At 53.8% G+C, this 13,936-nt stretch carries 12 protein-coding genes; 8 read left to right on the forward strand and 4 right to left on the reverse strand.

Features of this window, described 5'->3' with window-relative positions:
• Window position 1: 1 nt before the first annotated feature.
• From HHI26_RS17760 to HHI26_RS17775, 4 genes are all read right to left on the reverse strand, one after another.
• Window positions 2–1,282, reverse strand: coding sequence for an ABC transporter substrate-binding protein (locus HHI26_RS17760; RefSeq protein WP_159338343.1), 1,281 nt, complete (start codon window positions 1,280–1,282; stop codon window positions 2–4).
• A gap of 28 nt (window positions 1,283–1,310) precedes the next feature.
• A complete protein-coding gene (locus HHI26_RS17765) occupies window positions 1,311–2,414 on the reverse strand; it encodes an ABC transporter ATP-binding protein (RefSeq protein WP_171149450.1) in 1,104 nt (367 codons plus the stop codon).
• Window positions 2,415–2,576: 162 nt separating this feature from the next.
• Entirely contained in the window at window positions 2,577–3,188 is a 612-nt protein-coding gene (locus HHI26_RS17770) for a hypothetical protein (RefSeq protein WP_171149451.1), read from the reverse strand.
• 129 nt (window positions 3,189–3,317) lie between these two features.
• Window positions 3,318–3,902: an HD domain-containing protein gene (locus HHI26_RS17775; protein ID WP_133844637.1), complete on the reverse strand. Its 585-nt coding sequence runs from the start codon at window positions 3,900–3,902 to the stop codon at window positions 3,318–3,320.
• A 63-nt stretch (window positions 3,903–3,965) separates the two neighbouring features.
• Between HHI26_RS17775 and HHI26_RS17780 the strand changes: the two genes are divergently transcribed.
• From HHI26_RS17780 to dppF, 8 genes are all read left to right on the forward strand, one after another.
• Window positions 3,966–4,424: a MarR family transcriptional regulator gene (locus HHI26_RS17780; RefSeq protein WP_133844634.1), complete on the forward strand. Its 459-nt coding sequence runs from the start codon at window positions 3,966–3,968 to the stop codon at window positions 4,422–4,424.
• An 87-nt stretch (window positions 4,425–4,511) separates the two neighbouring features.
• A complete protein-coding gene (locus tag HHI26_RS17785) occupies window positions 4,512–4,940 on the forward strand; it encodes an organic hydroperoxide resistance protein (protein ID WP_133844632.1) in 429 nt (142 codons plus the stop codon).
• 333 nt (window positions 4,941–5,273) lie between these two features.
• Complete coding sequence (eptB, locus tag HHI26_RS17790; RefSeq protein ID WP_133844630.1) at window positions 5,274–6,941, forward strand: kdo(2)-lipid A phosphoethanolamine 7''-transferase; 1,668 nt, start codon at window positions 5,274–5,276, stop codon at window positions 6,939–6,941.
• A gap of 717 nt (window positions 6,942–7,658) precedes the next feature.
• Window positions 7,659–9,269: a dipeptide ABC transporter periplasmic-binding protein DppA gene (gene dppA / locus HHI26_RS17795; RefSeq protein ID WP_133844628.1), complete on the forward strand. Its 1,611-nt coding sequence runs from the start codon at window positions 7,659–7,661 to the stop codon at window positions 9,267–9,269.
• Between the two features lie 206 nt (window positions 9,270–9,475).
• Window positions 9,476–10,495: a dipeptide ABC transporter permease DppB gene (gene dppB, locus HHI26_RS17800; RefSeq protein WP_133844626.1), complete on the forward strand. Its 1,020-nt coding sequence runs from the start codon at window positions 9,476–9,478 to the stop codon at window positions 10,493–10,495.
• Between the two features lie 9 nt (window positions 10,496–10,504).
• Window positions 10,505–11,407: a dipeptide ABC transporter permease DppC gene (dppC, locus tag HHI26_RS17805; RefSeq protein WP_133844624.1), complete on the forward strand. Its 903-nt coding sequence runs from the start codon at window positions 10,505–10,507 to the stop codon at window positions 11,405–11,407.
• Between the two features lie 8 nt (window positions 11,408–11,415).
• Window positions 11,416–12,402, forward strand: coding sequence for a dipeptide ABC transporter ATP-binding protein (dppD, locus tag HHI26_RS17810; RefSeq protein ID WP_167864184.1), 987 nt, complete (start codon window positions 11,416–11,418; stop codon window positions 12,400–12,402).
• A complete protein-coding gene (dppF, locus tag HHI26_RS17815) occupies window positions 12,392–13,393 on the forward strand; it encodes a dipeptide ABC transporter ATP-binding subunit DppF (RefSeq protein ID WP_159338348.1) in 1,002 nt (333 codons plus the stop codon). The genes dppD and dppF overlap by 11 nt, the downstream gene beginning before the upstream one ends.
• Window positions 13,394–13,936: the final 543 nt, after the last annotated feature.

Below are 13,936 nucleotides of genomic sequence, written 5' to 3' on the forward strand. Positions count from 1 at the left end.
GTTACTGGTAAGGTTTCAGCAAGCGGTCAGCCTGCTTCTGAGCCGACTCCAGCGCCTGCTCAGGGGTTTTCTCCTGAGTGACGGCGGCTTCAACCGCATGGTTCAGGGCATCCTGAATCTGCACGCTGTTGTAGGTCGAGAGTTCCGGTTGTGAATATTTCAGCTGCTCACGCGCGACCAGCGCCTGTGGCACCTGTTTGACGTAATCCTGCATCACCGTGGTGTCCCATGCGGCAGGTGAGGTTGCCACGTAGCCGGTGGCGATACTCCAGCGAGCGGCCTGCTCAGGTGCTGATACCCAGCGAATAAATGTCATCGCGGCTTTTTGCTGCTCAGGAGTGGCATTTTTGAACACGTAGAGGTTACCGCCGCCGGTCGGGCTGCCGCGCTGGGTTTTCTCCGGCAGCATGGCGACGCCGAACGGGAATTTGGCGTTGTCACGCACGGTGGTCAGGTTACCGGTGGTGGTCACCATCATGGCGGTTTTGCCGCTGATAAAGTCCTGAGGTGTGGTGCTCCAGGCAATTGCGCCTTTCGGCGACACGCCCTCTTTCTGCCCAAGGTTGGTCAGCCACTGCAAGGTTTCGACGTTGGCCGGGGTATTAAAGGCCACGGCTGTGCCTTTGCCGTTATCCAGGCGGCTGCCGTTGGTGGCCGCCAGACCCTGGAAGTTCCAGTAGCCGTTCGGCGTGGACGGGATCTCAATGCCCCACTGGCTGACGCCTTTGTCGTCTTTCACCACCAGTTTTTTACCGAAGTCGACCACCTGCTGCCAGTTAGCGGGTGGGGTTTCGCCGTCCAGACCGGCTTTCTCAAACGCCTGTTTGTTCCAGTACATCACTACGGTGGAACGCTGGAACGGGATGCCCCACACCTTGCCTTCGATATGGCGCAGGAATGCCGGGTAGAATCCTTCAATCCACTTTTTGCCATCGGCATCATTCGCCAGGTCGCTGGCCGCGGTAATCGCACCGGCGTCGATCAACGAATAGGCTTCGATATCCCCAATCACGGCCAGCTGTGGCGCATTGCCGCCGCGAAACGCTGTCAGGGCTTTGGTCACTGTCGTGGCATAGTCACCGGTATAAACAGGCTGAATGCTGACATCCGGGTGCAGTTTTTCAAAGTCAGCGACCAGCGTATCGACGGTGTGGCTGATTTTGCCCCCCACGGCAATCGGGTAATACATCTGAAGTTTTACAGGGTCGGCCGCGAAAGCAGATGAGGCAGCACAAAGTAACAGGACAGACGTCAGGCGTGAGAAACGGAGAACTGGAGACATGGTTTTCCCTTGAGCGATAAAAGAGTGGTTAAACAGCATATTTTTGTTCTGACGGTAAAACGTTCTGTTCCGCGCCGTAACAGCGTTTGCCGCTGGCGCTGACAAAGAAATAGTGTTTGCTCGCAGACCATTGCAGCCCGACCGGGCTGTGCTCGCTAAAGCGCCTCATGCCGGCCACTTTGACGGTGATTGGCTCCTGACAGGCGGCGATTTGGCAGACCAGCAACGTGTCTGCGCCCATGTATTCGTAGCTGAGCACACGGGCAGTCAGAGCGGCGTGTTCGGCTGAGGTCAGTTGAATATCCTCGGCGCGCAATCCGAGGCTCAATCCGGCTTCAACGCCGTACTGCACCACCGGGATCGGCATCTCGCCCAGGTAGTGATGGTTGCCTTCACGGCGCAGCGGGATGATGTTCATCGGCGGGGCTCCGATAAATTGCGCAGCAAATACCGTGGCCGGGTTGTTGTAGAGGTTATCCGGGGTGTCGTGCTGTTCGATGTTGCCGTCATTCAGCAGAATAATTTTATCGGCCATGCTCATTGCTTCGGTCTGATCGTGGGTCACGTAAAGCATCGTCAGGCCGAGCTTTTTCTGAATGGCGCGGATCTCGCGGCGCATGCTCTGGCGCAGTTTGGCATCGAGGTTGGAAAGCGGCTCATCCATCAGGCACAGTTTATTGTTGGCGATCACGGCACGGCCCAGCGCCACGCGCTGCTGCTGCCCGCCGGAAAGCTGGGACGGCAGACGGTCGAGCAGCGGTTCCAGCTCCATCAGGCGGCTGACATCGGCCAGACGTGAGGGAAAATGACGCTTATCTTCACCCCGGGCGCGCAGCCCGAACAGCAGATTTTCCCGCACATTCAGATGCGGGAACAGCGCGTAAGACTGGAACACCATCGACAGTTTGCGCTGTGAAGGCGGCAATGCTGTCACATCGGACTGCTGGAAATAGATCGCGCCACTGTCGGCCGATTCCAGCCCGGCAATGGTGCGTAGCATGGTTGATTTGCCACAGCCGGAAGGCCCGAGCAGCGCGATAAAATCACCCTCTGCCACCTCAAAGCTGATGTCGTTCAGCGCGGTTTTGGTGCCCCAGGCTTTGTGAATATGGTGAAGAGAGAGATAACTCATGCCAGCTGTGCGTCTTTGCAATAAGAAGTGGGCCTAAGCTAGCGGGACTGGATGAACTTTTTATTAACGCAGGATGACGCTTAGAAGACGGGGATCGCTGACGCCGGGCAGGGGGACGCCGCAGTAGCGTCCCGTCAGCAGGACACTGACGGGACGACAGGTTCAGACGCGGCGTTTTTCCTGACATAAGTAGCCGAAAGTCGCAAACAGGCAAAGTGAATACCCCAGCAGTTCACTGCCTTCTTCCGCCATGTTTTTCACCGTGCGGTTATAGCCATCCAGCATCAGATGTTCCCAGAGTTCGTGCATACCGAACAGCCGTGAGAAGACCAGAATTGTCAGTATCCCGGCAGACAACAGGCCCCATGCCGGTTGGCTCACAAAGGCGGCAAGACCCGGGATGATGCTACGTGGGTTACGCAGCGCGACTGCCACGCAGGCCAGGGTCACCGCAAGGGCAAACCAGAACCAACAGCCGTGTCTGATCGTATCAAACAAAAAATCCAGCTCACGAATGAGCATGCAACTGAAGAACCCGGCCACCAGAATCATCACCGGCCGCTGCGCCGGAGAACGCCAGGCGCGATGAAAAAACAGGCAGGCAGTGACTGCCAGCATGATTTCCTGCGCCATTTCAGTCAATGAGGTTTCATGGACGGCATTATTCATCCAGACGACATCAGCAAAGAGCAACCCCATCATCATGCCAAGAAACAAAGCAGCGCCTAAAAATGTGAATATCTTATTTTTTATAATCGATAAATCAGTCGACATGTTACCCCCCGGTCAATATTGGGGGGCAATGATAGGGATGTTCCATAACAGAACTGGTCATTTTATGCGGTTGTCTTATATAGAGCACATAATGACATGTAATTTGCATTTTTTTAATTCAACTAATTGTTATGGATGGTATTTTTTCTCCTGCTGTTCAAACCAGCTGGCGGGAACGTTATGGGGAGGTTGTCCAAGCTGCGCAATCCCCTGTTCGATAACCTGATCGGCCATCTGGTGCAGGGTGGCATGCCCTGCGGTCAGCAGACGGATTTGCACCCGTTTTTCAATCAGATAGACTCGGGCAAAATGCGGATCAAAATGAATAATTGAGCGGGTATTATCGATAATATCCGCCAGCTTGATGGTCTGCGCGTCAGCAGAGGCCTGTTGAGTATGGCGAAAATGGGCCAGCTTACGTGCGGTGCGGTTTTGTCCGGCAACGGCACCCTGGTTGGTCAGCATTTCAACCAGCGATCTCACCCGCTCGCCGAAATGGGTGCGGATATCCTCCAGCGTACTGCTGGTGTCTTCAACAGTATCGTGCAGCCAGGCCGCAGCCAGCATCTCTTCATCGTCACTGACGCTACGCACCAGTTCGACCACCGCAGCGGGATGCACGATATAAGGCTCATCGGTGTATTTTCGGCGTTGATCTGCTGCGGCATGGGCTTTGCTGGCGTAGCGCTGCGCCCGTTCTTCCAGAGTTTGCATCGTTTTTCTCCCTGCCTGTAAAGTCGCTTGCAATTGTATAGTGCGCTATCTATATTATTTTTCATGACTACAGATAAAGATGACAAAAAAGCGGCGGATGCGCCACTGTTGCTCGACCGGCAGCTGTGCTTCGCGATCTACTCCGCTAACCTGGCGCTGCATAAGATCTACCGGCAGCTGCTGGCCCCGCTGGATATCACCTATCCCCAGTATCTGGTGATGATGGTGCTGTGGGAGCGGGATGACGTCACGGTGTCGGAGATCGGTGAGCGGCTGTTCCTTGACTCTGCAACCCTGACACCGCTGCTGAAACGTCTGGAAACTGCCGGGCTGCTGCACCGTCTGCGTTCGCGTAAAGATGAACGTCAGGTGGTGGTGACGTTGACGGATAAAGGACATGAACTACGCCAGCAGGCGCGGGCTATCCCTGAATCAGTGATCGGTGCTACGTCCTGTGAGATGGAAAAATTACAGTCGCTAAAAGGCGAACTGGAAATTCTGCGCAATAATCTGAACGGCTAATCTGCCCTTGTTCTTTGAGTCAAAAAGCTTTATTAATATAAATAGTGTGCGATTTAATCGCGTGAAAACTAAAAAAGGAAACACACCATGTCGTTAGAAAAAGTTGTATACCGTGCAAAAGCAAAAGCCACCGGTGGCCGTGAAGGCCGCGCTACTTCTTCCGATGGCGTGCTGGATATCCAGCTGGGCCTGCCGAAAGAGATGGGCGGCGCAGGTGGCAATGTCACTAACCCTGAGCAGCTGTTCGCGGCGGGTTACTCTGCCTGCTTCCTCGGAGCGATGAAGTTTGTGGCGGGGCGTGACAAGTTCGCTATGCCAAAAGAGGCGTTTGTTGAAGGGGAAGTGGGTATTGGTCCATTGCCGACGGGCTTTGGCATTGAAGCGACCCTCAACATTCATCTGCCGGGCATGGACAGTGCTGAGGCGAAAAAGCTGGTCGATGCCGCCCATATCGTCTGCCCTTACTCCAATGCCACCCAGGGCAATATTGACGTGACGTTGAATATTATCAACTAAGCCGTCTGACCGGGGCTGTCGCCCCGGTTATCGTCATTCCTGCTGTATCTGATCCCACACTCTTGCATACCGTTCGCGGCACGATTCCGCACCTTCCTCTCAATGATACGTAAAATGCCGAAATTACATATCCTCACAGACTAACCCTGCTGAGTGTGTTTAACTACGCCCCCTGCGAAGGATTGTTACCCCTCATTTATCATCAGATTCCTCTGGTTATGGACGGCCTTAAGGTTTATCGGTATTGCGTCCGAACTCTGACGCCGTACCAGGGTCTGATTAGCGTTCAGATCGTGTTAGCAATTGTTTAGGTTACGCCAGGATTAAGGTCGAATGAATTCTATTAAATTGTTTACCCAGCAAAAGTTGTCGCTGTTGCTGGCTGTCTACATCGGGTTGTTTTTAAATCTTCCGGTATTTTATCGTCGATTTGATCCCTTCCTCGCTAAGTTTGAAATGATGCAATGGCTTTCAGCACTGGCAGAAGGGATGGCGGCGATCCTGCTGACCTTCTTCCTGTTACGTCTGCTATCGCTGGGTGGAAAAATGTTCTGGCGCGTTACCGCCAGCCTGCTGGTGCTGATCTCTGTCTCAGCCAGCTACTACATGGCTTTCTTTAATGTCGTTATTGGCTACGGCATTGTCGCTTCCGTGATGACCACCGATACCGACCTGTCTAAAGAAGTGGTGGGTTATCACTTTGTCCTGTGGATGGTACTGGTCAGTCTGATCCCGCTGGCGTTGATCTGGTGGAGCAGCCTGCGCATGACGCTGCTGGAGCAGCTTAAAACGCCCGGCCAGCGCATCAAGCCATTACTGACGCTGCTGCTGGCGCTGCTGCTGACCTGGGGCCCTATTCGCTATTTCGATAAGGTGCAGAGTGCCAATGAGAAGCTGACCAACGTTGACCTGCCGAGCTATGGCGGGGTGGTGGCGCACTCTTACCTGCCGTCCAACTGGCTCACAGCGGTCGGGCTGTTTGCCTACACCAGCTATGACGAAAAAATGGACAGCGATGATCTGTTCGATCCGGCAAAAAACTTTACCTATAAGGCGCCTGAAGGGCTGGATGATACCTATGTCGTGTTCGTGATTGGTGAAACCACCCGCTGGGATCATATGGGGCTGCTGGGCTATGAGCGTGACAACACGCCAAAGCTGTCAAAAGAGAAGAACCTGGTGGCGTTCCGCGGCGAGTCCTGTGATACCTCCACGAAACTCTCCCTGCGCTGCATGTTTGTGCGTGAAGGGGGAACGATGGATAACCCGGGACGCACGCTGAAAGAGCAAAATGTCTTTTCGGTGTTGAAATCGCTGGGCTTCAGTTCGGATCTGTACGCCATGCAGAGTGAGGTGTGGTTCTACAACAACACCAATGCTGACAGCTATGCCTTCCGCGAACAGATTGGCTCAGAGAAGCGTAACCAGGGGAAATCCGTGGACGATATGCTGCTGATCCCGGAGCTGAAATCGTCGATTGACGACCACCCGAAAGGTAAGCACCTGGTGATCCTGCATACTAAAGGCTCTCACTATCTTTACTCTCAGCGCTATCCGCGTGAATTCGCTCGCTACCAGCCGGAGTGCATGGGCGTGGATGATACCTGCAGTAAAGCGATGCTGATTAACGCTTACGATAACTCCATTCTGTATGTTGATACGATGCTGGACAGCGTGTTTGACCAGCTGCGTGATAAGAAAGCGATTGTGTTTTACGCCGCCGATCATGGTGAGTCCATCAGCGAAAACATGCACCTGCACGGTACGCCACGCAATATGGCGCCGCCGGAGCAGTTCCGTGTGCCGATGATTGTCTGGGCGTCGGATAAATATCTGGCAGACCCGGCCAATAAGAGCGCGTTTGAGCGCCTGCAGGCTGAGCAGAAAGCGGGCAAGACGCACCGCCATGTGGAGCTGTTTGACACCATCATGGGATGCCTCGGCTATACTTCTCCCGATGGTGGAATAAATCCGGCCAACAACTGGTGTGCTAAACCATAAACAAACGTAGGGGTCAGGCATGCCTGACCCTGACCTGGGCGAGGCATGCCTCGCCCTACGTTTGCCATCATCCAACCGAATAATCTGCTGCCGCTCAACCTCTGAACAGCCCCCCTTTTTTGCAAATCAATTCCCATAAAACCGCATAAATCCTTATCCCGCCTGTATTGCCACTTAATTCGCAACGCGTTTTTCTTATGACCGAATGTGACTTGTTGCCTGTTTCTTATCTTAGCGTTGCAGCATTTTTATCTATAAGTTAGCCATATAGACCATTTTATCGGGTGGAAATTGGTTGTTTGTGGATTATTTTGTGGGTTTTTTTTCGGCGTGATGTTCTGTAGTTCTGCCATTAACCCAGGGTTTAATGTGGTAGTCATCACACGTAATAACGTTTTACGCTACAAATGTTATTAAATTGTTTTTTTTATATTTGCTTGCTGTTTCTCACACTCTGAGTAAATACCCTACGCTTGTATTGACGTTCCCTGAAACAATTGACAAATTGAAGCCTCAGTACAAAAGGTAAGGGGATTTTTCTGATAGTTTCTGCATCGTCAGAACGTCTCCACATCCCGTCAGATTGACTGATGCCGCAAGGCACCACGCACAGGCCACTCAAAAAAATTATCGGCCGGCGTAACTACTCCTCTTTCTGCCAAAAACAGTAAGTCGGGTATGCACACAACAACATCACATCACTATTGGAGCATAAGCATGAGTATTTCCCTGGCTAAATCCGGGATGCTGAAAGTCGGTCTCAGCGCGATCGCGTTGTTAATGGCTACAGGTGTTCAGGCGAAGACCCTGGTGTATTGTTCTGAAGGTTCGCCTGAAGGTTTTAACCCGCAGTTATTCACCTCTGGCACCACCTATGACGCCAGCTCGCGTCAGATCTATAACCGTTTGGTGGAATTCACCATTGGTACCACCGAATTACATCCTGCGCTGGCAGAAAAATGGGATGTGAGTGCTGACGGTAAAACCTACACCTTCCACCTGCGTAAAGGCGTGAAGTGGCAGACCACCAAAGACTTTAAACCGACGCGCGACTTTAATGCCGATGACGTGGTATTCACCTTTGAACGTCAGCTGGATAAAAATAACAAGTATCACGGCGTGTCTGGCGGCAGCTACGAATACTTCGAAGGCATGGACATGCCGAACCTGATCAGCAAAATCGTGAAAGTGGATGACTCTACTGTACGTTTCGAGCTGACCCGTCCTGAGTCGCCGTTCCTGGCCGACCTGGGCATGGATTTTGCCTCCATTCTGTCGGCTGAATACGCTGACAATATGATGAAAGCCGGTACGCCGGAAAAACTGGACCTTAACCCGGTCGGTACGGGTCCGTTCCAGTTACAGCAGTACCAGAAAGATTCGCGCATTCTGTACAAAGCCAACCCGGAATACTGGGGTACTAAACCGAAAATTGATCGCCTGGTGTTCTCCATCACTCCAGACGCTTCCGTACGTTACGCCAAAATGCAGAAAGGCGAATGTCAGGTGATGCCGTACCCGAACCCGGCTGATATTGCACGCATGAAGCAGGATAAAAACATCAACCTGCTGGAGCAGCCAGGTCTGAACGTCGGTTATCTGTCGTTTAACGTTGAGAAAAAGCCACTGGATAACCTGAAAGTTCGTCAGGCGCTGACCATGGCAGTGAACAAGAAAGCGATCATCGAAGCGGTCTACCAGGGGGCGGGCCAGGAAGCGAAAAACCTGATCCCACCGACCATGTGGGGCTACAACGATGCCGTTCAGGACTATCCGTACGATCCGGTCAAAGCTAAAGCCTTGCTGAAAGATGCCGGTATGGCAGACGGCTTCGCTATCGATCTGTGGGCGATGCCAGTACAGCGTCCGTACAACCCGAACGCACGTCGTATGGCTGAAATGATTCAGAGCGACTGGGCGAAAATTGGTGTGAAAGCCAAGATTGTCACCTACGAGTGGGGCGAGTATCTGAAGCGTGCTAAAGCCGGTGAACACCAGACCGTCATGATGGGCTGGACCGGCGACAATGGGGACCCGGATAACTTCTTCGCCACCCTGTTCAGCTGTGCAGCCGCGAAAGATGGCTCGAACTATTCACGCTGGTGCTACAAGCCGTTTGAAGATCAGATCCAGCCAGCACGTGCCACCGACGACCACAACAAACGTATCGAGCTGTACAAACAGGCTCAGGTTGTGATGCATGACCAGGCACCAGCGCTGATTGTCGCGCACTCTACGGTCTACGAGCCAGTGAGTAAGAAAGTGTCAGGCTATGTTGTTGATCCGTTAGGCGGGCATTACTTCGCTCAGGTTGATATCCAGGAATAGTGTTCAGGGACGGGACTGACCCGTCCCACATCATTATTTGTAGGGGTCAGGCATGCCTGACCCTTCTTGCCAGGAAGCAAAAAGGTCGTCAAGGCGCGGTTCGCTGCGTCGCGGGTGGATGTCCCCTGAGGATTTTCGCGCGCAAGATGTGAGCAATAATAATCCTGTTGGTTACGGCTGGCAGGAACTAATAGAGAATGCGGAATATGCTGCAGTTCATACTCCGACGCTTGGGGCTTGTCATCCCAACGTTTATCGGTATCACCCTGTTAACCTTCGCGTTTGTTCATATGATCCCCGGTGACCCGGTGATGATCATGGTGGGCGAGCGCGGTATCTCCCCTGAACGTCATGCACAGCTGATGGCCCAGCTCGGTCTGGATCAGCCACTCTGGCAGCAATATCTCTCCTATATCAAAGGCGTGATGCATGGTGACCTCGGCATCTCACTGAAAAGCCGTGTCCCGGTGTGGGAAGAGTTCGTCCCGCGCTTTAAGGCCACGCTTGAGCTGGGTATCTGCGCGATGCTGTTTGCCGTTGCCGTCGGTATCCCGGTAGGCGTGCTGGCTGCGGTTAAACGCGGTTCCATTTTTGACCACACGGCGGTGGGCATCTCCCTGACCGGTTACTCCATGCCGATCTTCTGGTGGGGCATGATGCTGATCATGCTGGTCTCGGTGCAGCTCAATCTGACCCCGGTATCCGGGCGCATTGGTGATACGGTGTTTCTTGATGACACCATGCCGCTCACCGGCTTTATGCTGATTGATACCCTGATCTGGGGCGAACCCGGTGATTTCAAAGATGCTGTGATGCATATGATCCTGCCCGCCATTGTGCTGGGGACCATTCCGCTGGCCGTGATTGTGCGTATGACGCGCTCGGCGATGCTGGAAGTGCTCGGCGAAGACTATATCCGTACTGCACGTGCCAAAGGGCTGACGCCGATGCGGGTGATTGTGGTGCATGCGTTACGTAACGCCATGCTGCCGGTGGTCACGGTGATTGGTCTTCAGGTCGGTACGCTGCTTGCGGGTGCCATCCTGACGGAAACCATCTTCTCCTGGCCAGGCCTGGGGCGCTGGTTAATCGACGCACTTCAGCGCCGCGACTATCCGGTGGTTCAGGGTGGGGTGCTGATGGTGGCCACGCTGATTATCTTCGTCAACCTGCTGGTCGACGTGCTTTACGGTGTGGTTAACCCACGCATCCGTCACAAGAAATAAGGGGCCAACATGTCTGTTGTGGATCCAGGCAGCGTCAACGCTGCACCCAAGCCGATGACCCCGTTACAGGAATTCTGGCACTACTTTAAGCGTAATAAAGGTGCAGTGATTGGCCTGGTTTACGTGGTACTGATGATTATTATCGCGGTGTTTGCCAACGTGCTGGCGCCCCACGCGCCTGCTGAGCAGTTCCGCGATGCGTTACTGCGTCCGCCAGCCTGGCAAGAAGGTGGCAGCTGGCAGTATGTTTTCGGCACGGATGATGTTGGCCGTGACGTTCTGTCGCGCCTGATGTACGGCGCCCGTCTCTCGCTGCTGGTTGGCTGTCTGGTGGTGGTATTATCGCTGATCTTCGGCGTCATTTTCGGCCTGATTGCTGGCTACGTTGGCGGTTCCGTGGATGCGGCGATTATGCGTCTGGTGGATATCATGCTGGCGCTGCCAAGCCTGCTGCTGGCGCTGGTGCTGGTGGCGATCTTTGGTCCATCGATTGTTAACGCCTCGATAGCGCTGACCTTCGTTGCTCTGCCGCACTATATCCGTCTGACCCGTGCGGCGGTGCTGGTGGAGGTGACGCGCGACTATGTGACCGCCTCCCGCGTGGCCGGGGCCGGAGCTGTACGTCAGATGTTCGTCAATATTTTACCAAACTGCCTGGCACCGCTGATCGTGCAGGCGTCTCTCGGTTTTTCCAACGCGATCCTCGATATGGCCGCGCTGGGTTTCCTGGGTATGGGTGCGCAGCCACCAACACCGGAGTGGGGCACCATGCTCTCCGACGTGTTGCAGTTTGCGCAAAGTGCCTGGTGGGTGGTCACCTTCCCGGGTGTTGCCATTCTGCTGACGGTACTGGCATTCAACCTGATGGGCGATGGTTTACGCGACGCTCTTGACCCGAAACTCAAACAGTAGGCAGCGAGATGGCACTTTTAACTGTAGATAAGCTTTCGGTGCATTTCGGTGACGAAAAAGCACCTTTCCGCGCCGTCGACCGCATCAGCTACCAGGTTGAGCAGGGGCAGGTGGTGGGTATTGTCGGTGAGTCCGGTTCCGGTAAGTCCGTCAGTTCGCTGGCGATCATGGGGCTGATTGATTACCCCGGCAAAGTGATGGCTGACAACCTGGTGTTTAACCAGCGAGACCTGAAACGCATTTCGGAAAAAGAGCGCCGCCAGCTGGTGGGCTCCGACGTTGCGATGATTTTCCAGGACCCGATGACCAGCCTCAATCCGTGCTACACCGTGGGTTTCCAGATTATGGAAGCCATCAAGGTGCATCAGGGCGGCAACAAACGTACCCGTCGTCAGCGTGCTATCGACCTGCTCAACCAGGTTGGTATTCCTGACCCGTCGTCGCGCCTTGATGTTTATCCGCATCAGCTTTCGGGGGGGATGAGCCAGCGCGTGATGATCGCCATGGCGATTGCCTGCCGGCCTAAGCTGCTGATTGCTGATGAGCCGACCACGGCGCTCGACGTGACCATTCAGGCGCAGATCATTGAGCTGCTGCTTGACCTGCAACGCCAGGAGAATATGGCGCTGATCCTGATTACGCACGATCTGGCGCTGGTGGCGGAAGCCGCGCAGCACATTATCGTGATGTACGCAGGTCAGGTGGTGGAAACCGGCAAGGCGGTAGATATCTTTAAAGCTCCGCGCCATCCTTATACCCAGGCCTTGCTGCGTGCGCTGCCTGAGTTCGCGGCGGATAAAGCGCGCCTCGCCTCGTTACCGGGGGTGGTACCCGGCAAGTATGATCGCCCGAATGGCTGCCTGCTGAACCCACGTTGCCCGTATGCCAAAGATCGCTGCCGCAACGAGGAACCGCCACTGCGTGATATTGCCGGGCGTCAGTCCAAATGTCATTTCCCACTGGATGATGCCGGGAGGCCCACTTATGAAGCCTGAACACGATAAATCGACGCTGCTGATGCAGGCGATCGATCTGAAAAAGCACTATCCAGTTAAAAAAGGCTTGTTTGGTCAGGAGCGTCTGGTCAAAGCGCTGGATGGGGTCTCGTTCGATCTGGAACGGGGCAAAACGCTGGCCGTGGTGGGGGAGTCCGGTTGCGGAAAATCAACGCTCGGCCGTCTGCTGACCATGATTGAAACGCCAACGGAAGGTCAGCTGTTCTATCAGGGGCAGGATCTGCTGAAGCATGACCCGCAGGCGCAAAAGCTTCGTCGCCAGAAAATCCAGATCGTTTTCCAGAACCCGTACGGTTCTTTGAACCCGCGTAAGAAGGTCAGTCAGATCCTCGAAGAACCGTTATTGATTAATACGGACTTTACGCGCGCCGAGCGCCGGGAGAAAACCCTGGAAATGATGGCGAAGGTTGGCCTGAAAACCGAACATTATGATCGCTACCCACATATGTTCTCAGGCGGCCAGCGTCAGCGTATTGCGATCGCACGCGGGTTGATGCTGGACCCGGACGTGCTGATTGCCGATGAACCGGTATCAGCGCTCGACGTGTCGGTGCGTGCGCAGGTGCTGAACCTGATGATGGACCTGCAGCAGGACCTCGGCCTCTCTTACGTGTTTATCTCCCACGATCTGTCGGTGGTGGAACATATCGCGGATGAGGTGATGGTGATGTATCTGGGCCGCTGTGTGGAGAAGGGGAGTAAAGAAGAGATCTTCGCCAATCCGCGCCACCCTTACACTCAGGCGCTGCTGTCAGCGACGCCACGTCTCAACCCGGATGAGCGGCGTGAGCGTATTAAACTGACCGGTGAGCTGCCAAGCCCGCTGAATCCGCCGCCGGGATGTGCGTTTAACGCCCGCTGTCGCCGCCAGTTTGGCACCTGCGTCCAGCTGCAACCGCAGTTGAAAACCTTCGGCGCACAACAGGTAGCCTGCTTTGCCGTGGAGCAGGACGAAAACAGTCAGGCCTGACCTATCTGGCTACCCTGAAAATGGCTCTTCTCCGGAAGGGCCATTTTGCATTTCCCGCCCGCTATCGACCGGGCGCCGCCGCCCCAACCAGTCTTTTCCCTTCTTATTTTTCAGATGCCTCTACTCATAAGCCGGATGAAATGCTTAAGAGAAATACGAGATTCATGAAGTACTGCTATGCTGTATGAAAAGCAGGCTAATGTATCGATTCTAAGTCCAGGTGCTCAGAAATGAGCAGAACACGCGCAACAGACGTTTCTTTTCAGTAGGTTAGGTAGCCTGTACGCGAAAAGAGAAAAAACGATGTACTGGAAAGAATATTACAGAGGTAAATGAACCGCTATGAAAGAGTAAGAGTTAGCAGGGTATTTCATTTTCACGAAATAGCTCACATCAAAATGTCATAAGTAGACGATTAAGACAAATAATCACCCGGCTGATATATCACTTATGTAATTATATTTTTTTATTAAATTTCAGGTTATTAGCTCATTAAAAGTGTTTCTTCTATGATATGAGAATAGTCTGAACTATTTAAAAATG

The sequence above is a fragment of the Erwinia sp. JH02 genome (assembly GCF_013074405.1).
Lineage (GTDB): Bacteria > Pseudomonadota > Gammaproteobacteria > Enterobacterales > Enterobacteriaceae > Erwinia > Erwinia rhapontici.

Coding starts and splice junctions, on each gene's coding strand:
- HHI26_RS17760 (WP_159338343.1), bottom strand. CDS start 1,282: ATGTCTCCAGTTCTCCGTTTCTCACGCCTGACGTCTGTCCTGTTACTT.
- HHI26_RS17765 (WP_171149450.1), bottom strand. CDS start 2,414: ATGAGTTATCTCTCTCTTCACCATATTCACAAAGCCTGGGGCACCAAA.
- HHI26_RS17770 (WP_171149451.1), bottom strand. CDS start 3,188: ATGTCGACTGATTTATCGATTATAAAAAATAAGATATTCACATTTTTA.
- HHI26_RS17775 (WP_133844637.1), bottom strand. CDS start 3,902: ATGCAAACTCTGGAAGAACGGGCGCAGCGCTACGCCAGCAAAGCCCAT.
- HHI26_RS17780 (WP_133844634.1), top strand. CDS start 3,966: ATGACTACAGATAAAGATGACAAAAAAGCGGCGGATGCGCCACTGTTG.
- HHI26_RS17785 (WP_133844632.1), top strand. CDS start 4,512: ATGTCGTTAGAAAAAGTTGTATACCGTGCAAAAGCAAAAGCCACCGGT.
- eptB (WP_133844630.1), top strand. CDS start 5,274: ATGAATTCTATTAAATTGTTTACCCAGCAAAAGTTGTCGCTGTTGCTG.
- dppA (WP_133844628.1), top strand. CDS start 7,659: ATGAGTATTTCCCTGGCTAAATCCGGGATGCTGAAAGTCGGTCTCAGC.
- dppB (WP_133844626.1), top strand. CDS start 9,476: ATGCTGCAGTTCATACTCCGACGCTTGGGGCTTGTCATCCCAACGTTT.
- dppC (WP_133844624.1), top strand. CDS start 10,505: ATGTCTGTTGTGGATCCAGGCAGCGTCAACGCTGCACCCAAGCCGATG.
- dppD (WP_167864184.1), top strand. CDS start 11,416: ATGGCACTTTTAACTGTAGATAAGCTTTCGGTGCATTTCGGTGACGAA.
- dppF (WP_159338348.1), top strand. CDS start 12,392: ATGAAGCCTGAACACGATAAATCGACGCTGCTGATGCAGGCGATCGAT.